General features: G+C 63.9%; 29 protein-coding genes. 22 read left to right on the top strand and 7 right to left on the bottom strand.

Annotated elements, in window-relative coordinates; all coding sequences use genetic code 11:
- Positions 1-57: 57 nt before the first annotated feature.
- The 20 genes from EI545_RS19480 to EI545_RS19575 all read left to right on the top strand — a co-directional run bounded on the left by EI545_RS19480 (position 58) and on the right by EI545_RS19575 (position 15,690).
- Positions 58-1,236, top strand: a complete 1,179-nt coding sequence (locus EI545_RS19480) for a phage portal protein (protein ID WP_125327021.1) — start codon at positions 58-60, stop codon at positions 1,234-1,236.
- Positions 1,233-1,478, top strand: coding sequence for a GTA head formation protein, RCAP_rcc01685 family (locus EI545_RS19485; protein WP_125327022.1), 246 nt, complete (start codon positions 1,233-1,235; stop codon positions 1,476-1,478). The genes EI545_RS19480 and EI545_RS19485 overlap by 4 nt, the downstream gene beginning before the upstream one ends.
- 4 nt (positions 1,479-1,482) lie before the next feature.
- Positions 1,483-2,037 (top strand): HK97 family phage prohead protease, encoded by a 555-nt coding sequence (locus tag EI545_RS19490; protein ID WP_125327023.1) that lies wholly within the window; start codon positions 1,483-1,485, stop codon positions 2,035-2,037.
- Between the two features lie 88 nt (positions 2,038-2,125).
- Entirely contained in the window at positions 2,126-3,322 is a 1,197-nt protein-coding gene (locus EI545_RS19495; protein ID WP_125327024.1) for a phage major capsid protein, read from the top strand.
- Positions 3,323-3,425: 103 nt separating this feature from the next.
- Complete coding sequence (locus tag EI545_RS19500; protein WP_125327025.1) at positions 3,426-4,025, top strand: head-tail connector protein; 600 nt, start codon at positions 3,426-3,428, stop codon at positions 4,023-4,025.
- Entirely contained in the window at positions 4,022-4,360 is a 339-nt protein-coding gene (locus EI545_RS19505; RefSeq protein ID WP_125327026.1) for a head-tail adaptor protein, read from the top strand. Before EI545_RS19500 ends, EI545_RS19505 begins: the two co-directional genes overlap by 4 nt.
- The gene (locus EI545_RS19510; protein ID WP_125327027.1) at positions 4,357-4,752 is read left to right on the top strand and encodes a DUF3168 domain-containing protein; all 396 of its coding nucleotides are present in this window, start codon (positions 4,357-4,359) and stop codon (positions 4,750-4,752) included. Before EI545_RS19505 ends, EI545_RS19510 begins: the two co-directional genes overlap by 4 nt.
- An 87-nt stretch (positions 4,753-4,839) precedes the next feature.
- On the top strand, positions 4,840-5,253 hold the full coding sequence (locus EI545_RS19515) for a phage major tail protein, TP901-1 family (protein ID WP_125327028.1): 414 nt from the start codon (positions 4,840-4,842) through the stop codon (positions 5,251-5,253).
- Positions 5,253-5,573: a gene transfer agent family protein gene (locus EI545_RS19520; protein ID WP_125327029.1), complete on the top strand. Its 321-nt coding sequence runs from the start codon at positions 5,253-5,255 to the stop codon at positions 5,571-5,573. The genes EI545_RS19515 and EI545_RS19520 overlap by 1 nt, the downstream gene beginning before the upstream one ends.
- Complete coding sequence (locus EI545_RS19525; protein ID WP_125327030.1) at positions 5,570-5,863, top strand: rcc01693 family protein; 294 nt, start codon at positions 5,570-5,572, stop codon at positions 5,861-5,863. Before EI545_RS19520 ends, EI545_RS19525 begins: the two co-directional genes overlap by 4 nt.
- Positions 5,778-6,428, top strand: a complete 651-nt coding sequence (locus EI545_RS19530) for a phage tail tape measure protein (RefSeq protein WP_125327031.1) — start codon at positions 5,778-5,780, stop codon at positions 6,426-6,428. Before EI545_RS19525 ends, EI545_RS19530 begins: the two co-directional genes overlap by 86 nt.
- Before the next feature lie 9 nt (positions 6,429-6,437).
- Positions 6,438-7,070, top strand: coding sequence for a DUF2460 domain-containing protein (locus tag EI545_RS19535; RefSeq protein WP_125327032.1), 633 nt, complete (start codon positions 6,438-6,440; stop codon positions 7,068-7,070).
- Entirely contained in the window at positions 7,067-7,963 is an 897-nt protein-coding gene (locus EI545_RS19540; RefSeq protein WP_125327033.1) for a DUF2163 domain-containing protein, read from the top strand. Before EI545_RS19535 ends, EI545_RS19540 begins: the two co-directional genes overlap by 4 nt.
- A gap of 8 nt (positions 7,964-7,971) precedes the next feature.
- Positions 7,972-8,403, top strand: coding sequence for an NlpC/P60 family protein (locus tag EI545_RS19545; protein ID WP_245990202.1), 432 nt, complete (start codon positions 7,972-7,974; stop codon positions 8,401-8,403).
- Entirely contained in the window at positions 8,404-12,300 is a 3,897-nt protein-coding gene (locus tag EI545_RS19550; RefSeq protein WP_125327035.1) for a baseplate multidomain protein megatron, read from the top strand.
- 1 nt (position 12,301) lies between these two features.
- Positions 12,302-12,586: a DUF7742 family protein gene (locus tag EI545_RS21865; protein WP_484421913.1), complete on the top strand. Its 285-nt coding sequence runs from the start codon at positions 12,302-12,304 to the stop codon at positions 12,584-12,586.
- 75 nt (positions 12,587-12,661) lie between these two features.
- Positions 12,662-13,468 (top strand): serine O-acetyltransferase, encoded by an 807-nt coding sequence (cysE, locus tag EI545_RS19560; protein ID WP_125327037.1) that lies wholly within the window; start codon positions 12,662-12,664, stop codon positions 13,466-13,468.
- A gap of 79 nt (positions 13,469-13,547) precedes the next feature.
- The gene (locus tag EI545_RS19565; RefSeq protein ID WP_245990203.1) at positions 13,548-14,123 is read left to right on the top strand and encodes a lysophospholipid acyltransferase family protein; all 576 of its coding nucleotides are present in this window, start codon (positions 13,548-13,550) and stop codon (positions 14,121-14,123) included.
- Complete coding sequence (locus tag EI545_RS19570; RefSeq protein WP_125327039.1) at positions 14,120-15,064, top strand: phosphatidate cytidylyltransferase; 945 nt, start codon at positions 14,120-14,122, stop codon at positions 15,062-15,064. The genes EI545_RS19565 and EI545_RS19570 overlap by 4 nt, the downstream gene beginning before the upstream one ends.
- Positions 15,061-15,690, top strand: coding sequence for a CDP-alcohol phosphatidyltransferase family protein (locus EI545_RS19575; protein ID WP_125327040.1), 630 nt, complete (start codon positions 15,061-15,063; stop codon positions 15,688-15,690). The genes EI545_RS19570 and EI545_RS19575 overlap by 4 nt, the downstream gene beginning before the upstream one ends.
- 89 nt (positions 15,691-15,779) lie before the next feature.
- Here EI545_RS19575 and EI545_RS19580 read toward each other — a convergent pair whose 3' ends face one another.
- From EI545_RS19580 to EI545_RS19605, 6 genes are all read right to left on the bottom strand, one after another.
- Positions 15,780-17,105, bottom strand: a complete 1,326-nt coding sequence (locus EI545_RS19580; protein WP_125327041.1) for a pyruvate dehydrogenase complex dihydrolipoamide acetyltransferase — start codon at positions 17,103-17,105, stop codon at positions 15,780-15,782.
- A gap of 10 nt (positions 17,106-17,115) precedes the next feature.
- On the bottom strand, positions 17,116-18,492 hold the full coding sequence (locus EI545_RS19585) for a pyruvate dehydrogenase complex E1 component subunit beta (RefSeq protein ID WP_125327042.1): 1,377 nt from the start codon (positions 18,490-18,492) through the stop codon (positions 17,116-17,118).
- Positions 18,493-18,505: 13 nt separating this feature from the next.
- The gene (gene pdhA, locus EI545_RS19590; protein ID WP_125327043.1) at positions 18,506-19,492 is read right to left on the bottom strand and encodes a pyruvate dehydrogenase (acetyl-transferring) E1 component subunit alpha; all 987 of its coding nucleotides are present in this window, start codon (positions 19,490-19,492) and stop codon (positions 18,506-18,508) included.
- A gap of 148 nt (positions 19,493-19,640) precedes the next feature.
- Positions 19,641-19,955, bottom strand: coding sequence for an FtsB family cell division protein (locus EI545_RS19595; protein WP_125327044.1), 315 nt, complete (start codon positions 19,953-19,955; stop codon positions 19,641-19,643).
- 132 nt (positions 19,956-20,087) lie between these two features.
- Positions 20,088-20,972, bottom strand: coding sequence for a fructose bisphosphate aldolase (locus EI545_RS19600; RefSeq protein WP_125327045.1), 885 nt, complete (start codon positions 20,970-20,972; stop codon positions 20,088-20,090).
- Positions 20,973-21,021: 49 nt separating this feature from the next.
- The gene (locus EI545_RS19605; RefSeq protein WP_125327046.1) at positions 21,022-22,212 is read right to left on the bottom strand and encodes a phosphoglycerate kinase; all 1,191 of its coding nucleotides are present in this window, start codon (positions 22,210-22,212) and stop codon (positions 21,022-21,024) included.
- A 139-nt stretch (positions 22,213-22,351) separates the two neighbouring features.
- On the opposite strand from EI545_RS19605, the gene EI545_RS19610 reads away from it, so the two are divergent.
- A complete protein-coding gene (locus tag EI545_RS19610) occupies positions 22,352-22,867 on the top strand; it encodes a peptidylprolyl isomerase (RefSeq protein WP_125327047.1) in 516 nt (171 codons plus the stop codon).
- Complete coding sequence (locus tag EI545_RS19615; RefSeq protein WP_125327048.1) at positions 22,854-23,453, top strand: peptidylprolyl isomerase; 600 nt, start codon at positions 22,854-22,856, stop codon at positions 23,451-23,453. Before EI545_RS19610 ends, EI545_RS19615 begins: the two co-directional genes overlap by 14 nt.
- Before the next feature lie 47 nt (positions 23,454-23,500).
- On the opposite strand, the gene EI545_RS19620 is transcribed toward EI545_RS19615, so the two are convergent.
- Positions 23,501-24,040 (bottom strand): pyridoxamine 5'-phosphate oxidase family protein, encoded by a 540-nt coding sequence (locus tag EI545_RS19620; RefSeq protein WP_125327049.1) that lies wholly within the window; start codon positions 24,038-24,040, stop codon positions 23,501-23,503.
- Between the last annotated feature and the right edge of the window lie 68 nt (positions 24,041-24,108).

Consider the following 24,108-nt stretch of genomic DNA (forward strand, 5'->3'; position numbering starts at 1 on the left):
GCCGGGGTCGGCAGGGTCCGGGTGAGGTTTGCCCGAGGGGCATGAAGGAGCGGCGAGATGGTGTTCGATTTTCTGCGGAAAGCGCCGCTGGCAGGGGTGCCGGAGCGCAAGGCCAGCGCGGTAGGCCGGGTGGTGGCCTGGGGGACCGGGGGGCGAGTGGTCTGGAGCCCGCGCGACGCGGTGTCGCTGGCGCGGACGGGGTATCAGGGCAACCCGATCGGGTTCCGTGCGGTGCGGCTGATCGCCGAGGCGGCGGCGGCCTTGCCCATGGTCTGCCAGGACAGCGAGCGGCGTTATGAGACGCATCCGCTGCTGGACCTGATGAAACGGCCGAACGGCGCGCAGGGCCGGGCGGAGTTTCTGGAGGCGGTCTATGGGTACCTGCTGCTGGCCGGGAACGCCTATGTCGAGGCGGTGCCCGGTGTGACAGCCCTGCCGGGCGAGCTGCATGTGCTGCGGGCCGACCGGATGAGCCTGGTGCCGGGCACGGATGGCTGGCCTGTGGCCTATGACTACACGGTCAGCGGGCGGACGCATCGCTATGCGATGAACGGGCCCGCGAGCCCGATTTGCCATCTGCGCAGTTTCCATCCGCAGGACGACCACTATGGCCTGTCGCCACTGCAGGCGGCGGCGACGGCGATTGACGTGCACACCAGCGCCAGCGCCTGGTCGAAAGCGCTGCTGGACAATGCGGCAAGGCCCTCGGGCGCGATAGTTTACAAGGGGGCGGATGGGCAATCGGCGCTGTCGTCGGACCAGTATGACCGGCTGGTGAGCGAGATGGAGACCCACCACCAAGGCGCGCGCAACGCCGGGCGGCCGATGCTGCTGGAAGGGGGCCTCGACTGGAAGCCGATGGGGTTCAGCCCTTCCGATATGGAGTTCCAGAAGACCAAGGAAGCGGCAGCGCGGGAGATTGCCATCGCCTTCGGCATTCCGCCGATGCTGATGGGGATCCCCGGGGATGCGACCTACGCGAATTATCAAGAGGCGAACCGGGCCTTCTACCGGCTGACGGTGCTGCCTTTGGCGACGAAGGTGCTGGCGGACCTTGCGCATTGGCTTTCGGTCTTTGGCGGGGTCGAGGTGGACCTGCGGCCGGACCTTGACCAGGTGCCGGCGCTGGCTGGTGAGCGGGATCAGCAGTGGGCGCGCGTGGGTGGGGCCGATTTCCTGACGGTCGCCGAAAAGCGGATGCTGCTGGGGCTGCCCAGACTGGCGGATGAGGAATGACCGTAAGGCGGAGCGAGGGCGGCTCGCGGTTTCTGTATGAAAGCTTTGACGCCGCAGCCGCGCGGATCGAGGCGAATGAGCGGGTCGCAAATGAGCGTTGGTCGGGGCTGGAATACCGGCTGGGGCTGATCGAGGCGACGCTGGAGCGGCTGGAGAAACGGATCTGGATCGGCGTCTACGGCGTGGCGGCGTTCCTGATGGCACAGATGGCCGAGACGGTCATCCAGGCAGCAATGAGGTGAGGCGATGAGCAATGATTTCGGCGCCCCTGAGCGCAAGTTCCACCGCCCCGAGGCCGGGCTGGTGGTGACCGAGGGGCAGGTGGTTGCGGGCTATGCCTCGCTGTTCGGCAAGGCTGACCAAGGCGGGGACGTGGTCCAGAAGGGTGCCTATGCGGCCAGCCTGAAGCGGCTGGCGGCGCGGCAGGGCAGGGTCAAGATGCTGTGGCAGCACGATCCGGGCCAGCCGATTGGCGTGTGGGATGAGGTGCGGGAAGATGCCACGGGACTGTGGGTCAAGGGGCGCATCCTGACCGAGGTCGAGAAGGGCCGCGAAGTGGCGGCGCTGGTCGCCGCGGGGGCCATTGACGGGCTGTCCATCGGCTATCGCACGGTCCGGGCGGAACGTGACGGCAAAGGGCAGCGCCTGTTGTCGGAGCTGGAGCTTTGGGAAGTGTCTCTGGTGACCTTTCCGATGCTTCCCGAGGCGCGTGTCGCGGCGAAGTCGGATGCCTTGGACAACGACTGGCGCGACATGGCGGCGGTCTTCGAGGACGCGCGCCGCAGTTTGGCCGCAGGGTAGCCCCCCACCCCCATCCCCTCCCCACGAGGGGGAGGGGAGGCGCGTGTTCTGCCGCGCGGGCTTTGGTTGCAACGAAAAGGGAATGACGATGACCGAGATGAAGTCTCGGGCCGGGGAAGGTTTGTCCCCCGCCCAAACGCCGGCTGCAGAGGCGAAGGCCGCCATGGCCGGTTTCCTGAACGAGTTCAATCGCTTTCAGGACGACGTGAAATCAACGCTGAAACATCAGGAAGAGCGACTGACCATGCTGAACGCAAAGACGATGGCCTATGGCCGCCCCGCACTTTCGGCCCGCGCAGAGGGTGAGGCCCCGCATCAGAAGGCGTTCAACGCCTATCTGCGGTCGGGCGATGATGACGGCCTGCGCGGCCTGACGCTGGAAGGCAAGGCGATGTCGACCGCCGTGGCGGCCGATGGTGGCTATCTGGTCGATCCGCAGACGGCGGAGCGGATCCGGTCGATGCTGTTTGCGACCTCCTCCCTGCGGTCGATTGCCAATATCGTGCAGGTCGAGGCGACCTCGTTCGATGTGCTGGTTGACCGGTCCGAAGTGGGGTCGGGCTGGGCGACCGAGGTCGCGGCGACGACCGAGACGGCGACGCCGGTGATCGAGCGCATCTCGATCAAGCTGCATGAGCTGGCGGCGATGCCCAAAGCCTCGCAACGGCTGCTGGATGACAGCGCCTTTGATGTCGAGGGCTGGCTGGCCGAGAAGATCGCCACCCGTTTCATCCGCGCCGAGGCGGCGGCCTTCATCAACGGCGACGGGGTGGACAAGCCGCGCGGCATCCTGTTGCCCGCCAAGGTGGCGAACGCGTCCTGGACCTGGGGCAGCATCGGCTATGTGCCCACGGGGGCGGCGGCGGATTTCGCGGCGGTGAACCCGGCGGATTGCATCATCAACCTTGTCTATGCGCTGGGCGCGGATTACCGGGCAAACGCGAGCTTCGTGATGAACTCCAAGACCGTGGGCGCGGTGCGCAAGATGAAGGATGCGGATGGCCGCTTCCTGTGGTCGGACGGTCTAGCGGCGGGGGAGCCGTCGCGCCTGATGGGCTATCCGGTGCTGGTCTGCGAGGACATGCCGGACATCGCGGCCAACGCTTTCGCGGTCGCCTTTGGTGATTTCCGCGCGGCCTATACGATTGCGGAACGCCCCGACCTGCGCATCCTGCGCGACCCGTTCAGCGCCAAGCCGAACGTGCTGTTCTACGCCAACAAGCGGGTGGGCGGCGACATCACCGACTTTGCGGCGATCAAGCTTTTGCGGATCGCGGTGTCCTGATCCTTGGCTCTTGCCCGGCCCCTGACTGGGGCCGGGTTCCGGGGGCGTGCGACGGCGCGCGCCCCTGCCGATCTTGGGCCCCGCAGTGAGTGGAGACATGGCCATGATGTTGACTGAACAAGCCCCGGTGCTGTCGGCGGTATTGCCGCTGGCGGAGTTGAAGGATCACCTGCGGCTGGGCAGCGGGTTTGCCGACGATGGCCTGCAGGATGGGCTGATCGAAAGCTATCTGCGGGCCGCCATGGCTGTGATCGAAGGGCGCATCGGCAAGATGCTGTACCGCCGCAGTTTCCTGTGGGTGTTGGACTGCTGGCGCGAGAGTGATGAGCAGGCGTTGCCGGTAGCCCCAGTCGCGGCGATTGCCAGCGTGACTTTGGTCGACATGCAAGGCGGTGAGGTTCTGGTGCCGGAGGCAACCTATCGGCTGGTGCAAGACCTGCACCGACCGAGGATCGCAGGAAGCGGGGGCAGCTTGCCCAGCGTGCCGAGTGGCGGGCTGGTGAAGGTCATCTTCGAGGCCGGTTTCGGGCCGGACTGGACCGATATTCCCGTGGACCTGCGGCAGGCGGTGTTGCTGTTGACCAGCGAGTATCACGAGCATCGCCAGGATGACGGCACCCAGTCTGCGGGGCTGCCGTTCGGCGTGGTGACGCTGATCGAGCGCTGGCGAACGGTGCGGATCCTTGGCGGGGGGCGGACATGAAGGCCCCACAGTTGAGCCGGGCGCTGGTGCTGGAGGGCGTGGTCCGCACGGCGGACGGGGCGGGCGGTTTTGCCGAGGCCTGGTCGGCGCTGGGCACGCTTTGGGCCGAAGTGCTGCCGGGGTCTGGCAGCGATGTTCTGGGTGAAGAGCGGATGCTGTCGGCGGTGCCTTACCGGGTGACGGTGCGGGGCGCGCCTTTCGGGGCCGCCTCACGCCCGAAGGCCGGGCAGCGGTTCCGCGAGGGTTTGCGGCTGTTCCTGATCCAGGCGGTGACCGAGCGTGACCCCGATGGCCGCTATCTGACCTGCTTTGCCCGTGAGGAGGTGCCGAAATGAGCTATGGTGCAGCGCCTGCCTTGCAGCAGGCGGTCTTTCAGCGGCTGACCGGCTTTCCGGCGCTGGCGGCTGTCGCGATCCATGACGCGGTTCCGCCGACGGCGACGGGGACTTTCGTGCTGATCGGGCCGGAGGAGGCGCGGGATCAGTCCGACAAGTCGGGTGCGGGGGCCGAGCATCAGCTGGTGATCAGCGTGATCACCGATGCGACCGGTTTCCTGTCGATCAAGACCATCGCCGCGGACATTTCGGATGCGCTGATCGGTGCGCCTTTGGCGCTGACGCGGGGGCTGCTGGTGAACCTGTTGTTCCTGCGCGCCTCGGCCCGGCGGATCGAAGAGGGCGAGACGCGGCGGATCGACCTGACCTTTCGGGCGCGGGTTCAGCTTTAGGTTTGGTGCCCCCCACCCCCATCCCCTCCCCACCGGGGGGAGGGGAGGCGCATGACGCCTGCTTTCATTTTTTGACGGAGAACGGACATGGCTGTGCAAAGCGGCAAGGATCTGCTGATCAAGATCGACCAGACGGGAGACGGGCAGTTCGTGACCGTCGCCGGGCTGCGCGCGACGCGGATCAGCTTCAATACGGAGTCGGTGGATGTCACCAGCCTGGAAAGCCAGGGTGGCTGGCGTGAGTTGTTGGCCGGGGCGGGGGTCAAGTCGGCCTCGATCTCTGGCTCGGGGGTGTTTCGGGATGAAAACACCGACGAGCGCGCGCGGCAGATCTTCTTTGATGGGCTGATCCCGGGGTTTCAGGTGGTGATCCCCAGTTTTGGGGTGATCGAGGGGCCGTTCCAGATCACCGCCATCGAATATGCGGGCAGCCACAATGACGAGGCGACCTATGAGATGTCGATGGCCTCAGCCGGCGCGCTGACCTTTACGGCGCTGTGATGGCGAACCCCTGGACGGGTGAAGTGGTGATCTGGCTGGATGGTCAGCGTCATGTGGCAAAACTGACTCTGGGCGCATTGGCAGAGCTGGAAGAGGCGCTGGCGACGGGGTCGCTGGTCGATCTGGTGGAGCGGTTCGAGGCGCGGCGCTTCAGCACGCGGGATGTGCTGGCGCTGATCGTGGCGGGCTTGCGGGGCGGCGGCTGGCAGGGCACGGCGACCGACCTTTTGCGGGTCGATATTGGCGGTGGGCCGGTCGAGGCGGCGCGGGCGGCGGCGGAACTGCTGGCGCGGGCGTTTTCGCTGCCGGGTGAGCCATGACCAAGCCTGCGACCGGGATCGACTGGCGCGGGCTGATGCAGGCGGGCCTGCACGGGTTGGGGCTGGAGCCGGCGGCCTTCTGGCGGCTGACGCCGGTCGAATTGCGGATGATGCTGGGGCGGGAACAGATGGTCCCGCCCCTGACGCGCGCGCGGCTGGCAGAGCTTGCCGCGGCGTTTCCCGATGCACGGAAGGATCAGGGCGATGGCGGATATCGGAACGATGCAGGAGCAGCTGAAGGCGCTGGAGGCGCAGCTGGGGTCATCCGTGTCGATGGTGGCGACGTTTGACGGCGAGCTGGCCCGGATGCGGGAGACGATGGTGTTCACGGGGCGCGAGGTGAACACCCTGTCCAGCGGGATCAGCAGCGGTTTGAGCAAGGCGTTCAACGGCCTGGTCTTTGACGGGATGAAGTTGAATGACGCGCTGAAGACGGTGGCGACCACGATTGTCGACAGCGTCTATGCCATCGCGATGAAACCGGTGACGAATGCGCTGGGCGGGTTTCTGGCGCAGGGGCTGTCGTCGGTGATGGGCGCGGGGATGCCCTTTGCCGCGGGCGGTGCCTTTTCCCAAGGACGTGTCATGCCATTCGCAAAGGGTGGCGTCGTGTCGTCCCCGACCGCTTTCCCGATGCGCGGCGGGCGCGGCCTGATGGGTGAGGCCGGTCCCGAGGCGATCATGCCGCTGGCACGGGGGCCGGACGGTCGGCTTGGGGTGCAGTCGGCAGGGGGCAGGGCGGTGAATGTGGTGATGAACATCACGACGCCGGATGTTCAGGGATTCCAGCGCAGTCAATCGCAAGTGGCCGCTCAGGTCAGCCGCGCCTTGGCGCGTGGCCAGCGCAACCGGTGAGGAGAGAACATGGCCTTTCACGAGATACGCTTTCCGGCAAACCTGAGCTTCGGGTCCGTCGGTGGGCCGGAACGGCGCACCGAGATTGTCACGCTGGCAAACGGGTTCGAGGAAAGAAACACGCCCTGGGCCCATTCGCGCCGGCGGTATGATGCGGGGCTGGGGCTGCGGTCTTTGGATGATGTCGCCACGCTGATTGCGTTCTTCGAGGCGAGGATGGGCCAGTTGCACGGCTTTCGGTGGAAGGACTGGTCGGACTTCAAGTCCTGTTCGCCCACGGGCAGCCCGGCATCGGATGACCAGTTTCTCGGGACAGGGGACGGGGTTACGACCGTATTTCGCCTGCAGAAAACCTATGTGTCGGGTGCGCAAGACTATCGCCGGCCGATCTGCAAGCCGGTGGCCGGGACTGTTCTGGTTGCCGTGGCAGGTGACCAGAAGATCGAAGGTTTGGAGTACACGGTCGAGGTTGCAACCGGCGCGGTGACCTTCGCCCTGCCGCCTGATCTGGGGACGCAGGTGACGGCAGGATTCGAATTCGATGTGCCGGTGCGCTTTGACACGGACATCGTGCAGACCTCGGTCGCGTCGTTCCAGGCGGGTGACGTGCCGACGGTCCCGATTGTGGAGATCCGGCTATGAGCAGTGACGCGCTTTACCTGCATCTGCAAAGCGGGGCCACCACGGTTTGCCGGGCATGGACGGTGCGCCGCACGGATGGAACGCTGTTAGGCTTTACCGACCATGACCGGGATCTGGTGGTGGATGGAATTACCTGCCGGGCTGATACCGGTCTTACGGCAAGGGCGCTCCAGCAAACGACCGGGCTGTCGGTGGACAATACCGAGGCTGTCGGGGCGCTGAGCGATGGCTCGATCCGGGAAGCGGACTTGCTGGCCGGGCGGTTTGATGCGGCGGACGTTCGGTCCTATCTGGTGAACTGGGCAATGCCGGGGGTCTGGATTGAGCAGTTCCGGGGCACCTTCGGTGAGATCGTGCGCGCTGGCGGGGCCTTTCGCGCCGAATTGCGCGGCCTGACCGAGGCCCTGAACCGGCCGCAGGGCTTTGCCTATCAGCCGGGGTGTTCAGCCGTTCTGGGTGACAGCCGCTGCAAGTTTCAAACGGATACGACCGGCTACTTTGCCGAGAACGCTGTAGAAGTGGTCGATGATTGCCGGGTTTTTGACTTCGCCAGTTTTGGCGGTTTTGAAGACCGCTGGTTCGAGCATGGCCGTTTCGAAGTGATGACCGGGGAAGCGGCGGGTCTTGTTGGCGTTGTGAAGAATGATCGCCTGACTGCGGACGGACGGCAGATCGAGCTTTGGCAGTCCATCGGTGCAGTTGTCCTTCCCGGTGACAGGTTCCGGGTGTTCGCCGGATGCAGCAAGTCTGCCGCGACCTGTCGAAACAAGTTCGCCAACACGCTGAATTTCAGGGGGTTTCCGCACATTCCCGGGGAAGATTGGCTCGCGTCCTATCCGGTGTCCGACCGCCCAAACACCGGGCGCGCGCGAAACTCGGCAGCTGGGTCTTGACCCGTTCGGTGCTGATTGTTGCCGAGGCGCGGCGCTGGATCGGGACGCCCTATCTGCATCAGGCTTCGGCAATGGGGGCGGGGACCGATTGTCTGGGGCTGTTGCGCGGCATCTGGCGCACCGTTTTGGGAGCCGAGCCCGAGGCGGTTCCAGCCTACACGGAGGATTGGGCCGAACCATCCCGCCGCGAGGTGTTGATGGAGGCCGCCGAACGCTGGCTAGTTCCAAAGGCAATTGGTGCGGCGGAGGCGGGCGACGTGCTGCTGTTCCGGATGCGAGACGGCAACATCGCCAAGCATCTGGGCATCCAGTCCGACGCCGGTGCTGCACCACGCTTTGTCCATGCCTACACCGGGCATGGTGTGATCGAAAGCCCCCTGTCGCAACCCTGGCAGCGCCGGATCGCGGCGCGTTTTGCTTTTCCGGAAGGTTTCAAATAGATGGCGACGCTTCTTCTTTCTGCCGCCGGGGCCGCAGTCGGTGCCGGTTTTGGCGGTACGGTACTTGGGCTGTCGGGTGCGGTGATCGGCCGGGCCATTGGTGCGACGCTGGGGCGCGTGATCGACCAGCGGCTGCTTGGCGCGGGGACTGACCCGGTTGACGTCGGTCGGATCGACCGATTGCGCCTGACGGGCGCGGGCGAGGGCGCTGCGATCGGTCAGGTCTGGGGTCGGATGCGGGTTGGAGGGCAGGTTATCTGGGCGACCGACTTCAAGGAAACCGTTCGACGCCGCAGAGCTGGCAAAGGGGCACCCCCGCCAAAGGTGAACGACTACAGCTATTCCGTCAGTCTGGCGATCGGGCTTTGCGAAGGCGAAATCCTGCGTGTCGGGCGTGTCTGGGCCGATGGCAACGAGATCTCGCCCCGGGATCTGGACATGCGCGTCTATAGCGGCAGCGAAGACCAACTGCCCGATCCGAAGATGGAGGCGGTCGAGGGGGCTGGCAGAGTACCCGCCTATCGCGGTCTGGCCTATGTCGTGATCGAGGATCTGGACCTGGGCCAGTTTGGCAACAGGGTGCCGCAGTTCAGTTTCGAAGTTGCCCGCGCAGCGCAGGGACCGGCGGTTGACCAGACCAAGAAGCTGAGCGGAGCGATCCGTGGGGTGGCGCTGATCCCGGGAACCGGGGAATACGGGCTTGCGACAACGCCGGTGCACTACACAGAAGGCCGGGGCCGAAACCGCACGGCGAATATGCATTCGCCCTCTGGGCTGACTGATCTTTCCACCAGCCTGGAGCAACTGAACGAAGAACTGCCCGCGGTGCGTTCGGTGTCGATGGTCGTGTCGTGGTTCGGGAACGATCTGCGCTGCGGCAGCTGCGACGTGCAGCCCAAGGTCGAGCAGAAACAGTTCGATGGTGTCGGGATGCCGTGGCGGGCAGGGGGGATCACCCGCTCTGCCGCGCAGGAGGTGCCGAAAGTTGACGGGGCGCCGATCTATGGTGGCACGCCATCCGATGCATCGGTGGTCGAAGCGATCCGTGCGATCCGCGCTGCGGGAAAGGACGTGGTGTTCTACCCATTCATCCTGATGGATCAGCTTGACGGAAACAGCCTGACTGATCCCTGGACCGGGATGGAAGGCCAGCCAAAGCTGCCATGGCGTGGCCGCATAACCCTTTCGGTCGCGCCTGGACGGGACGGGTCGCCCGACAGGACGGCGGCTGCGGCGGCAGAGGTCGCCGCCTTCTTTGGTGCGGCCCAGCCGTTCCACTTTGGTGTCTCTGGAGAGACCGTTACCTACTCTGGACCCGCAGCATGGGGCTATCGGCGGTTCATCCTGCACTACGCCAGCCTTTGCGCCGCTGCGGGTGGGGTCGATGCGTTCTGCATCGGATCAGAAATGCGGTCGTTGACGCAAGTTCGCGGGGCGGGGGACAGCTTTCCTGCCGTTGAAGCGATGCGCGCCCTTGCGGCGGATGTCCGGTCGATCCTTGGGCCGACAACCAAGATAGGCTACGCAGCGGACTGGTCTGAATACTTTGGCCTGCAGGCCGACGGGAACCTGTACTTCAACCTTGATCCTCTGTGGTCGGATGAAAACGTCGACTTCGTCGGGATCGACAATTACATGCCGATTTCCGATTGGCGCGATGGTGAGGATCACGCCGATGCCGCTTGGGGATCGGTGTATGATCTGGACTACCTCAGGTCCAATGTGTCCGGCGGCGAAGGGTTTGATTGGTACTATGACAGCCCCGAAGGTGCCCTTGCGCAAAAGCGGTTGCCGATCAGCGACGGTGCCTTCGATGAACCTTGGGTGTTTCGCTACAAGGACCTGAAGTCGTGGTGGTCAGAGCCGCACCATGACCGGATTGGAGGAGTGCGTTCCGCCAGTCCAACTGCTTGGGTTCCTGGTTCCAAGCCAATCTGGTTCACCGAGTATGGGTGCCCGGCCGTGGACAAGGGCAGCAATCAGCCAAACAAGTTCACCGATCCCAAATCCTCGGAATCCGGACTGCCGGCCTGGTCAAACGGGAGACGCGATGACTTGATGCAGATGCAATACCTGCTGGCTGTGACGTCCTATTGGTCTGATCCTGCTGTGAACCCGGTTTCACCGGCATACGGTGGCTTTATGGTCGATCTGGACCACGCCCACGCATGGGCATGGGACGCGCGCCCGTTTCCCGAGTTTCCGGGCCAGAGTGCGGTCTGGAACGATGGCGAAAGCTATGTCCGAGGTCATTGGCTGAACGGACGTGCGACCAATCAGGCGCTTGCGGCCGTGGTCGCCGAGATTTGCGCGAAGTCCGGCGAGCAGGCAACTGATACTAAAGGATTGTTCGGCTTGGTGCGAGGGTTTCAACAGTCGGACATTTCTTCTGCGCGGGGCGTGTTGCAGCCGCTGGCACTGGCTTTCGGATTTGATTCGACTGAACGCGAAGCGCGATTGGTCTTCCGCAGTCGTGATGGGCGGGTAACGGCTGCGATTGATGCTGAAGATCTGGCCGTGCTCAGCGATCTTGAAGGCAGGATTGAAACCAGCCGCGCGCCAGAGGCGGAGTCTGCAGGCCAAATCCGGCTTGGCTTTGTCGATGCCCAGTCAAACTATGAAGTGCGTTCGGTCGAAGCCCGCTTTCCGGATGAGGAGGCGCGGGGGGTTTCACAAACCGATCTGCCCTTGGCTTTGACCCTGTCGGAAGGGCAGGCAACGGCCCAACGCTGGCTTGCAGAGGCACGCATCGCCCGGGATGGAGCGCGGTTTGCCCTGCCGAAATCGAAGCTTCGGATTGGGGCCGGGGACGTTGTCAATCTGTCCGGTCGGCGCTACCGCATCGACCGGGTTGAGCAGGCCGAAGCGCAGGTGCTGGACGCGGTTCGGGTGGAGTCTGGCGTTTATGTCGGCGCGGACAACGACGGCGAGGCGGTCGCCACGCGTTATTTCCAGGCGCCTGTACCAGTTCTTCCCATCTTCCTTGATCTTCCGCTGCTGACCGGTGACGAGGTTCCGCATGCTCCCTATCTGGCTGTCGCAGGAGAGCCTTGGCCCGGATCCGTCGCACTTTGGTCCGCAAGCCAGGACTCGGGATACGAGATCAATCGGTTGGTCGCTGCGGCGGCGATCATCGGCGTCACTGAAACGCCCTTGGTCAAGGCAAGTCCTGGCGTGTGGGACCGGGGGGCACCGCTGCGGATCAAGCTGACTTCCGGCGATTTGGCCTCAGCTGACATGCTGGCTGTGCTGAACGGTGCAAACGCCATGGCGATCGGCGACGGCAGCAGCGCCAATTGGGAGGTGTTTCAGTTCGTGCAAGCCATGATCGTGGCCCCAGACACCTATGAACTGTCTCTACGTCTGCGGGGGCAGCTGGGCACGGATGGACTGATGCCCGACATCTGGCCGGTTGGTAGCACGGTCGTGCTTATGGATCTTGCACTTACCCAGATTGATCTGCCCCTGTCCGCCCGTGGGCTTGCGCGCCACTACAGGGTTGGCCTTGCCGGACGGGGCCTTGATGATCCGAACGTCGTTCTTCGGGTCGAGTCCTTTGATGGTGCCGGGTTGCGGCCCTATCCCGTTGCCCATCTTCGCACTGTGGCCACCCCGTCAGGCGACGTCCTTGTGACTTGGAAACGCCGAACGCGGATTGATGGCGACAGCTGGCAAACCATCGAAGTCCCGCTTGGCGAGGAAGGGGAGTCCTATTCGCTGCGGGTGGTTCAGGCTGGAGAAGTCAAGGCAAACTACACCTTGGCGCAGCCCCAGTTCGTTTACACTTTGGCCAAGCAGTCCGCAGACGGGGTCACAGGTCAATATCAGATCGAGGTGGCGCAGCTTTCGGCGCAATATGGGCCTGGACCTTTCAGGGCCATTGTCGCGCCCGTTTGATATGCGGGACCCTGTCGGAGCGGAGCTTGTTCTCTTTGCGCGTGCATTGACCTTGTTTCCCCGTGAAGAACGCGTTGCGGTGGCATCTTTGGTCCTTGCAGAGGTTGAGGCTGGTCATCGTCTTCTCCATGTGTCCGGCAGATGCCATCCGGTCTTTGGCGACGGAAGTCTGATGTCGCGCTGCGCCCTGTTCCCGCTGCGACCCGAACCCCTTGCCCATGATGAAGAATTTCTGTCCGCCATGGTCGTCGCGTGCAACGCGCTGCTCGACCATTCCAGATCTTGATGGATCACCCCACAACTTTGCCGGTGGCCTGACCGATTTCATATGGTATGAATTGTCTGAACTGGAGGCTTCGCCATGCTAGAAACAAAAGCGAAAGTGACTGCCGTCGATCCCGTGTGGCGCCGCGTCTGCGAGGAGGCCGTCGATGCAATCCGGCTTGAACCGTTGCTGGGCGGCCTGATTCACTCTGGACTTCTGCACCACGCCACAATGGAACGGGCGCTGGCATATCGCTTCTCCCTCAAGCTTGCGTCAGGCGAGATGAGCGAGCAGATTCTGCGAGAGATCGCCGACGAGGCGTTCGATTCCGACAGCGAACTTGGTGCTGCGGCACGGTCAGACCTTATGGCCGTGTTTGAACGTGATCCGGCATGCCATCGCTTCCTGCAGCCGATCCTGTTCTTCAAGGGGTATCAGGCAGTTCAGGCCTATCGCGTCGGTCATTGGCTTTGGCAGGCTGGTCGGATTGATCTTGCCTATTTCGTTCAGATGCGGGTGTCGGAAGTCTTTGGCGTCGATATCCACCCTGCCGCGAAGATCGGCAAGGGCATCATGATCGACCACGCCCATTCGATCGTCATTGGCGAAACTGCAGTCGTTGGTGACAACGTTTCGATGCTGCATTCCGTCACGCTTGGTGGCACGGGCAAGGAAGACGGTGACCGCCATCCCAAGATTGGCGACGGTGTGCTGATCGGAGCGGGGGCTAAGGTGCTGGGCAACATCAGCGTTGGCCAATGCTCCCGGATTGCTGCCGGTTCGGTTGTCCTTGAGGACGTTCCGCGCAACACAACCGTTGCAGGGGTGCCGGCGCGGGTCGTCGGCAAGGCTGGCTGTGCGCAGCCGGCGCTGACGATGGACCAGATCCTCAAGACCGAGTGACCCCATTAGCATGACCCCGGTCCTACGATCCTTCGCGGCCCGGGCTGTGGGGCAGGCAATTTCCTTGTTTGCCCGCTTCATGACTGCGCCAAGGGCAATTTGGCAAGGCATCGAACCGGTCGCGCGCCAGCGGGTCTACTTTGCCAACCACAGCTCGAACGGCGACTTCGTGCTTTTGTGGACCGTCCTGCCCCCGCCCCTCCGCCGCCAGACCCGGCCGGTGGCGGCGCTGGACTACTGGCTGAAATCGCCCCTCCGCGCCTTCATCGGCCGCGACGTGTTCAACGCCGTCCTGATCGACCGCCGCCCCGAGGCCCGGACGACCGACCCGGTCGCCCAAATGGTCGAGGCGCTGGACCAAGGCTCCTCCCTGATCCTTTTCCCCGAAGGCCAGCGCAACAGCTCTGACGCCGTCCTGCTTCCTTTCAAGTCCGGGCTTTACCACCTTGCCAAGGCCCGCCCCGAGGTTGACCTTGTTCCTGTCTGGATCGCCAACCTCAACAAGGTCATGCCCAAGGGCGAGATCATCCCCGTCCCCCTGATCTGCACATTGACCTTCGGAGCCGCCTTGCACCTATCCCCCGAAGAGGCGAAAGACGCCTTCCTCGCCCGCGCGTCCTCAGCCCTTCTGGCGCTTGGACAGCTGCAGCGATGACCAGCCCGCACCTTCTATGGCTCCTTGCGGGGGTGGCGGGGATCCTGATCCTCGCCTCTATTGTGGGTGAGATCCTTCGCCAGCGCCTGTCGCCGGGCGGTGGCAACCCGGTTATTGAAAACCTGAACGCCCGGATTACGGCGTGGTGGGTGATGGTGATCCTCCTCGCCATCGCGTTCCTTGCCGGCAAGACCGGGGTGGTCCTTCTCTTCGCGCTCTGCTCCTTTGCCGCGCTGCGGGAGTTTCTGACCCTTACCACCCACAACCGCGCGGACCACTGGTCGCTGGTGGCCTGCTTCTTCGTCGTCCTGCCGCTGCAATACTACTTTGTCCTGATCGACTGGTACGGGATGTATGCGGTTTTCGTGCCGGTGTATGTTTTCCTCCTGCTGCCTGTCCTTTCCGCCCTGCGCGGCAGTACGCAGGATTTCCTCGTCCGCGTCTCGGAAACCCAATGGGCACTGATGATCTGCGTCTATTGCGTCAGCCATGTGCCAGCGCTTCTCTATCTGCAGATCCCGGGGTTTGAGGGGCGGAATGTCATCCTGATCGCCTACCTCATCTTCGTCGTCCAGCTTTCCGACGTGATGCAGTACGTCTGGGGCAAGCTTCTGGGCCGCACCAGGATCGCGCCCACCCTCTCGCCCTCCAAGACGTGGGAGGGGTTCATCGGCGGCGCCCTGACGGCAACCCTGATCGGCACCTCGCTGTGGTGGATGACGCCCTTCACCATGGCGCAAGCCGCGGCCATGTGTCTGATCCTGACGCTGATGGGCTTTTTCGGCGGCCTCGTCATGTCGGCGATCAAGCGCGACCGGGGGGTCAAGGACTGGGGCCACCTCATCGCGGGCCACGGTGGGTTTATCGACCGGCTCGACTCGGTGATCTTCGCTGCCCCGATCTTCTTCCACGTCACCCGCTACTTCTGGTCGCTCACATGACGGACGCTGCCAACCGCCGCCCCCTTGCCTCGCGCCAGTCGGCCTGGGCTGGCAAACTTGCTACCCGCGCCGTGCAGCGCGGCATCACGCCGAACCAGATCTCGCAAGCCTCGACCGGCTTTGCCGCGATTGGATTTGCCGCCTATGCGCTGGTCCCCTTAAGTCCCGGACTGATCCAGTGGCTCCTCCTGATCATCGCCGCCGCAACGATCCAGGCGCGGCTCGTCTGTAACCTGATCGACGGCATGGTCGCAGTCGAAGGCGGGCAGGGCACGAAGGACGGCCCTTTCTGGAACGAAGCCCCGGACCGCGCTTCCGACCTCCTCCTGCTCCTCGGAGCCGGCATTGCCGCAGGTGATCCCGCTCTCGGCGCGTTCGCCGCCGCTCTTGCCATCGCCACCGCCTATATCCGCGAACTTGGCCGGGCCGAGGGCTTTGCGCCCGACTTCTCCGGTCCCATGGCCAAGCCGCATCGCATGGCTGCCCTGACCCTCGGTACCGCCATCGGCGCCTTCACTGCAACGGAATCGGTGCTTTCGCTGACACTCTGGATCATCGCCGTCGGGACAGCCGCCACAATCCTTCGCCGTTCGCTTCGCCTGATCTCAGCCTTGAAGGGACGATAGAAAAGGGCCCCGCTAAGGGCCCTCAACTTTCTCTTCTCCAAATATCCCGCGGGGGGTGCGGGGGGCGCGAAGCCCCCCGCTTCTACCTCTCAGGCCAGCATGGCCACCGGGTTTTCCAGTCCCTCGATGATCGCTTTCAGGAACTCTGCCCCCAGCGCCCCATCGATCACCCGGTGATCGACCGACAGCGTCATCGACATCACCGTCGCCACGCCAATGGTCCCATCTGCCAGCACCACCGGCTTCTTGATCCCCGCGCCTACCGCAAGGATCGACCCATGCGGCGGGTTGATCACGGCATCGAAATTCTCGATTCCCATCATCCCAAGGTTGGAGATCGCAAAACTCCCGCCTTGATACTCCTGCGGGGCCAGTTTCTTTGTCTTCGCCCGAACGGCCAGATCCTTCATCTCGGCCGACAGCGCACTTAGCGACTTCTTGTCGGCATCGCGCAGGACGGGGGTAAAGAGGCCCCCCTCCACGGCAACCGCCACCGCCACATCCGACGGTTTCAGCCGCAGCATCCGGTCGCCTGCCCAGACGGCATTGGCATTAGGCACCGCCTGCAAGGCCATCGCGCAGGCCTTGATGATGAAGTCGTTGACCGACAGCTTCACCCCACGCCCCTCGAGCTGCTTGTTGAGCGTTTCGCGGAATGCCATCAGCGCATCAAGCCGCACCTCGCGCCGCAGATAGAAATGCGGGATGGTCTGCTTTGCCTCGGTCAGCCGCGCCGCAATGGTCCGGCGCATTCCGTCCAGCGGAATTTCCTCAAACTGCCGGTCGGCATACATCTTCAGCACGGTTTCTGCCGCCATCCCGGTCGGCATCGACGCCGCTGGCTTGGCCGCAGCCGCAGCCGCCGGGGCAGGGGCCGCCGCAGCAACCGCTGCCACCGGGGCCGCCGCCACCGGTTTTGCCCCCTCTACATCGGCGCGCACGATCCGGCCATGCGGACCCGATCCCTTGACCGAGGTCAGGTCCAACCCCTTCTCCGCCGCGATCCGCCGCGCCAAGGGCGAAGCGAACACCCGCACCCCGCCTGATACCGGGGCTGCCGCGGGGGCAGGGGCCGCAACCGGCCGCTCATCGCTCGCTTTGGCTTCGCTCTTCGCTGGCGTTGGAGGTGGCGCCGCCGAAGAGGGCTGCGAAGCGGCCGATGAGGCGTCCTCGCCATCTTCCAGCAGGACCGCGATCGGCGTGTTGACCTTCACCCCAGCCGTGCCTTCGGCGATCAGCAGTTTCCCGACCACGCCCTCGTCAACCGCCTCGAACTCCATCGTGGCCTTGTCGGTCTCGATCTCGGCCAGGATCTGGCCTGACTTGACCGCATCCCCCTCCTTGACCAGCCATTTGGCCAGCGTCCCTTCCTCCATCGTCGGGGACAGCGCGGGCATCAGAATTTGAACAGCCATTTTCCCCTCCTTACCGGTAGCAGACGGATTTGACGGCGGTCACGACTTCCGCAGGCGTGATCAGGGCGAACTTCTCCAAGTTTGCTGCGTAAGGCATCGGCACGTCCTTGCCCGTGCAGGTGATGACCGGAGCGTCCAGATAATCGAAGGCCTTCTGCATGATCGTCGAGGCGATATGGTCGCCAATCGACCCCACCGGGAAGCCCTCTTCCACCGTGACACAGCGGTTGGTCTTCATCACAGAGGCAAGCACCGTATCGTAGTCAATCGGACGCAAGGTGCGCAGGTTGATGACTTCGGCGCTGATCCCGTCTTTGGCCAGTTCCTCCGCCGCCGCCAGCGCATGCGCGCAGCCGATGCCGAAGCTGACAATCGTCACATCCTTGCCCTCGCGCAGGATCGATGCCTTGCCAAACGGCACCGTAAAGTCCGGATCGGTCGGCACCTCGAAACTGCGGCCATACATGATCTCGTTTTCCAGGAAGACCACCGGGTTCGGATCGCGGATCGCCGACTTCAGCAACCCCTTCGCATCCGCCGCCGAATAGGGGATGCAAACCCGCAGCCCCGGGATCGCCGCATACCAGGCCGAATAGTCCTGCGAATGCTGGGCACCCACTCGCGCCGCAGCCCCGTTCGGGCCACGGAACACCATCGGGCTGCCCATCTGGCCCCCCGACATGTACAGGGTTTTGGCCGCAGAATTCAGAATATGGTCAATGGCTTGCATCGAGAAGTTGAACGTCATGAACTCCACGATCGGCTTCAGCCCGCCCCATGACGCGCCAACCCCGATCCCGGCAAAGCCCATCTCGGTGATCGGAGTATCAACCACGCGGCGCGGCCCGAACTCGTCCAGCAGGCCCTGCGAAATCTTGTAGGCCCCCTGATACTCGCCAACTTCCTCGCCCATCAGGAACACTGTCGGATCGGCTCGCATCTCTTCGGCCATCGCCTCGCGCAACGCCTCGCGCACCGTCATCGTCTTGGTCGGGCCTTCGGGCAGGTCACTGTGCGGCCAACCCTTGGCCGCCACCGGGGCAGGGGCCGCCGCAACCGGAGCCGCCGCCACCGTGGCGGGTGCCTCGGCCGCCACCGCAGCGGCCGCAACGGCTGCCGGCTTCGGCGCATCGGCCACTGTCTCGCCATCCTCGACCATGACGGCAATCGGCGTGTTCACCTTCACGCCCGCGGTGCCTTCGGCGACCAGCAGTTTGCCGACCACCCCTTCATCGACTGCCTCGAATTCCATCGTGGCCTTGTCGGTCTCGATCTCGGCCAGGATCTGGCCGGACTTGACCGTATCACCCTCTTTCACCAGCCATTTGGCCAGTGTGCCTTCCTCCATGGTGGGGGACAGCGCGGGCATGAGTATTTCGGTTGCCATGGTTTCCCCTCCCTCAGGCGTAGATGTCGGTCCAGAGTTCCTCCAGCGGAGGCTCCGGGCTGTCTTTCGAGAACTCGGCCGCTTCGTTCACCGTGGCCTTGATCTCCTTGTCGATCGCCTTCAGCTCTTCGTCCGAGGCAAGGCCGCCTTGCGTCAGAAGGTCCCGCACATGTTCGATGCAGTCCTTCTCGGTGCGGATCTTCTCCACTTCCTCGCGGGTCCGGTACTTCGCCGGGTCCGACATGGAATGCCCGCGATAGCGGTAGGTCATCATCTCAAGGATATACGGACCGTTCCCGGCCCGGCAGTGCGCAATCGCCTTCTCGCCAGCCGCCTTGACCGCCAGCACGTCCATGCCGTCAACCTGCTCACCGGGGATGCCATAGGCCAGACCGCGACCGTAAAGCGTGGTGGACTTGGTGGACCGCTTCACGCTGGTCCCCATCGCATAGCCGTTGTTTTCAATGACGAAAATCACCGGCAGAGCCCAAAGTTCCGCCATGTTGTAGGTCTCGTAGACCTGGCCCTGGTTCGCCGCGCCATCGCCGAAGTAAGTGAAGGTCACGTTGTCGTTGCCCAGATACTTGTCGGCAAAGGCCAGTCCGGCCCCCAGTGGTACCTGAGCGCCAACAATCCCGTGCCCGCCGTAGAAATGTTTCTCTTTCGAGAACATGTGCATCGACCCGCCCTTGCCCTTGGAAAAGCCCCCGATGCGCCCGGTCAGTTCGGCCATCACGCCCTTGGGGTCCATCCCGCAGGCCAGCATATGCCCATGGTCGCGGTAACTGGTGACACGCTTGTCGCCCTCTTTCGTCGCGGCCTCCAGACCGACGACGACGGCTTCCTGCCCGATGTACAGGTGGCAGAACCCCCCGATCAGGCCCATGCCGTAAAGCTGACCGGCCTTTTCCTCGAACCGGCGGATCAACAGCATCTCGCGGTAATATTTCAGAAGGTCTTCCTTCGAGACATTCGGTCTCGCATCCGGCTTCTTGGCCATCGGCTCCTCCCAGGGGCTTGGAATGGTTCAACGTTAAACCATCCTTACACCATCGGGGATTATTGGGTCAAAGCAAAATCCTGCCGCAGCGTCATGCGTGCGGAATGGCACGCATGCGTTGAACGAATGTCAGAAGGAAAGGAACCGGTCAGCGGATGGCGATTTCGTCGGCGCGCATATAGCCCAGCACGTCGCGGGTCTGCTGGTCCAGAAGATCAAGATCAAGGAACCCGTCCGACAAGCGCCGCGTCAGGTTCTGCATCTCGGCCAGTTCGCTTTCCAGCCTGTCACGCTCCACCGCAAGGCCTGCGGCTTCGGCATTGATCGCCACACGGCGGAACATGCCATAGTCGCCCTGCACAGCCGCAAAGGTGAAATAGATCCCCAACGCCAAGGCCAGCGCCAGATAGATCAATCCGCCCAGACTCTGACGTGTTCCTGATCGTGAATGCGCAGTGCTCATGCTTGCCCCGAATGCCCCTCTTTTCTGGGGGCCTTGGCTGAATCATTGCATATCGGAATTCACTTGTGAATCCCGAAAATGCACAGCTCTCAAAGACTTGGGCAGGCTTTCAGACGCAGGCTGCTGCCTGCGTCAGGTGATCGACGCGGCGTGGATGCTGTCGATGGCACCCTTCAGCACCGCATCAAATTCGGCATCGCTTTGCTGCGCCGACAGGCCTTCGCTCAGGGCGCGGCTGAAGCTGGCGATGACCCCATGGTTCTGCGCCAGAATTTCATTCGCCTTTTCGCGGCTATGCCCGCCCGAAAGCGCCACGACCTTCAGCACCTTCGGATGGTTGACCAACGGCTGGTAGAAATCGGGCACGGTCGGCAGGCTCAACTTCAGCATGACCTGACCCTCAAGCCCTTCCAGCGCCTTGAGAATTTCGTTCTGCAGCATCACCTCCGCCTCAGCCTTGTCGCTGATCGAGATGGTGACTTCGGGCTCAAGGATCGGCATCAGCCCATGGGCCGCCACGTCGCGCCCCAGCGCAAACTGCTGGGCCACGATCGCCGCGATCCCCTTGGCATTGGCGGCATTGATGACCGACCGCTCCTTCGTGCCGTAGATCCCGGCCTTCGCCGCGCGGTCCAGAAGGTCACCCAAGCCCGGGATCGGCTTCATCAGCTGCACGCCGTCGGCTTCCGCCTCCAGCCCCTTGTCGATCTTCAGGAACGGCACTACGCCGCGCTTTTCCCACAGGAAAGTGGCGGTGGGGATGCCGTCGATGGTGCGGTCCATGGTCTGCTCGAACAGGATCGCGCCCACCACCTTGTCACCGCTAAAGGCGGGCGACTTGATGATTCGCGCGCGCATCGCGTGGATCAGGTCGAACATCTGCTCTTCGCCCGAATACTCCGTCTCGGCCACGCCATATTGCTTCAGCGCCTTGGGGGTGGACCCACCCGACTGGTCAAGGGCGGCAATGAACCCCCGGCCGTTCTTCACCTGTTCGGTCATCTTCGCGTTGGTCATGTCCATCTCCCACTGGTCCCTCCCGGCATAGCGCGGGCCGGGTCGCCTCTCAAGTCATCAAGGCTTGCACACCGGGCAATTCCTTGCCTTCCATCCACTCCAGAAACGCCCCGCCAGCGGTCGAGATGAAGGTGAAGTCCGCCGCCGCCCCCGCCGCATTCAGGGCCGCCACCGTATCACCCCCGCCCGCGACCGAGATCAGGCTTCCCGCCTTCGTCAGCCGCGCCGCCGCCTGTGCTGCGGCATAGGTCGCCTTGTTGAAGGGCTCAATCTCGAAGGCCCCGAGCGGACCGTTCCAGATCAGCGTCTTGGCCGAGGCGAACACCGCCTCCAGCGCGGCAACCGTCTTCGGCCCCGCGTCCAGGATCATCGCATCCGGCGGGCAGTCGCGCACACCCAGCGTCTGGCTTTCCGCACCCGCCTTGAATTCACGCGCCACGACGATATCCACCGGCAGATGGATCTGGCAGCCCGCCTTCTGCGCCCGGTGCCGGATTTCCCGCGCGGTTTCGGCAAAATCGCGTTCGGCCAGCGACTGGCCAACTTCGATCCCCTCGGCCACAAGGAAGGTGTTCGCCATTCCGCCGCCGATCACCAGATGATCGACCTTGGTCACAAGGTTCGCCAGTAGCTCGATCTTGGTCGATACCTTGGCCCCGCCCACAACCGCCACCACCGGCCGCTGCGGTGCGCCCAAGGCCGCCTCCAGCGCGCGCAGTTCCGCCTCCATCAGACGGCCCGCCGCCGCGGGCAAGAGCCGCGCCAGCCCCTCGGTCGAGGCATGGGCCCGGTGTGCCGCAGAAAACGCATCATTCACGAACACATCGCCCAGCTTTGCCATCTCGGCGGCCAATGCGGGATCGTTCTTTTCCTCTCCCGGCTGAAAACGGGTGTTTTCCAGCAAAACCACATCCGCCGGCCCGGCCTTCGCAATGGCCGCTGCCGCAACCGGCCCGATACAGTCAGCCCCGAAAACCACCGTCCGGCCCAGCGACGAAGCCACCGCCTTTTCGACATGCGACAGGCTCATCGCGGGCACCACCTTGCCTTTCGGCCGGTCGAAATGCGCCAGCAGCACGACTTTGCCGCCCTTGGCGATGATGTCCTCAACCGTGGGGCGGATCTTGTCGATCCGGGTCATGTCGGTCACCCGACCGTCCTCCATCGGCACGTTGATATCCACCCGCACCAGCACAACCTTGCCGGCCAGCGCCACGTCATCCAGCGTTTTCCAGGGCATCGGATTCTCCTTGATGAAAGACTGCCCGCTTTTGGCCCCCATATCACGCGCCCGTCAACCGCTTTGGACGCTTTGCCCTTCCCTTGGGCGGATGCCGCCATTACGGTCCTGCCCGACCGAAACGAAGGGAGAGGCACCGATGCCCGACATCAAGGACCCCGAAAACACCATCATCGTGACGCTGAAGGACGGCGAAGTGGTGATCGAACTTTTGGCCGACGTGGCCCCCAAGCACGCCGAGCGGATGAAGCAGCTTGCCCGCGACAAGGCATACGACAACGTCGCCTTCCACCGCGTGATCGACGGCTTCATGGCCCAGACCGGCGATGTGGAAAACGCCAACATGGAAAGCGCGAACTACAACCCGCGCCGCGCGGGTACGGGCGGGTCCAAGTATCCCGACCTTCCGGCAGAGTTTTCCAAGCTGCCGCATGACCGCGGCACGCTGGGTGCTGCCCGTTCGCAGAATCCCAACAGCGCGAACAGCCAGTTCTTCATCAACTTCAGCAACAACCATTTCCTGAACGGCCAGTATACCGTCTACGGCCGTGTCATCTCGGGGATGGAGCATGTGGACAAGATCATGAAGGGCGAGCCTCCGGCCAACCCGGACCGTATGATCACTGTCAGGGTGGCTGCCGATGTCCAGGCTTGATACCTACCTCGCCGCTGGTCTTTTCGCCGCTGGCCTTGCCGTCGTCGGCGCCTATGGCCTCAGCCAGTCCGCCCAGGCGCAAGAGGCGACCGATGGCCCCGGCCCGAACCTTGTGATCGAAGTCGCCGGTGCTGCCAACGGCACCGTCGTCATTGACCTTCTGCCCGACGTCGCCCCGCTGCATGTCGCGCAGATCACCGCGCTGGCCACCGAAGGCGCTTATGACAACGTGGTCTTCCACCGCGTCATTGACGGCTTCATGGCCCAGACCGGCGATGTGTCGAACGGCAAGGCCGGGGGTGATCTGTCGATGGCGGGCATGGGCGGCTCAAACCTGCCCGACATCCCGGCTGAGTTTACCAACGACCTCAGCTTCCAGCGCGGCGTTGTCGGCATGGCGCGGGCGCAAGACCCCAACAGCGCCAACAGCCAGTTCTTCATCATGTTTGCGCCGGGCGAATTCCTTGATGGCCAATATACCATCGTCGGCAATGTCGTCTCGGGGATGGAGGTGGTTGATACCATCCAGCGCGGCGAACCGCCAGCCACGCCGGACGTGATGACCAAGGTCACCGTCCAGCCGTGACGGCACGCAGATCGTAGCAAAAGGGGGCCGCAAGGCCCCCTTTTTCGTCAGTCCAGTGCGACGTCCGCCACCTTGTCGCGGAAGTCCTCTTGCGGCTTCACGCCGAACAGCGCCTTGATCCCAGCCGCAAGGGACGAGGCGTTTTCCCAGATCCGCGCGCTTTCCAGATCCATCCGAAGCAGCGCGATATCGGGATCGTCCTTCCCGTCATACCAGGCGGCGACAAAGGGGTTCCACAGCTTTTCGATCATCGCCGGATCTGTCGCTTCGGTCAGCTGGCCTTCGATCCGGGCAAAAAGGTCATGCCCTTTGGCCACGAAGGTCGCCGTCGCGGGCCCTGCTCCGGCAAGCAGCAGATGGCTGTCCTGACTGGTGAAGAACCACAGCGGACCGGCATCCTCGTCCCCGTCGATCATCGCCGTCATCGGGCGCGCGGCCCCTTCGCCATCGTCGCCCGTCTGGCCCACGGCGTCCGCCGTGATCTGACCCCGCCCGCCGGTTCCATGGCCGTCACGCTCCAGCATGACCGTCATGTCCGAGCGCAAGCCCGCCCAAAGTTTCGCTTCCAGCTCTTCCGGTGTCGGCATTGCCGTGTCTCCCTATCGGTTAGGACAGGGAAACACCGGGGCAGGGGAAGAAGTTCCCCCGCCCTGCG

The organism is Tabrizicola piscis, from assembly GCF_003940805.1.
Taxonomy (GTDB): Bacteria; Pseudomonadota; Alphaproteobacteria; order Rhodobacterales; family Rhodobacteraceae; genus Tabrizicola; species Tabrizicola piscis.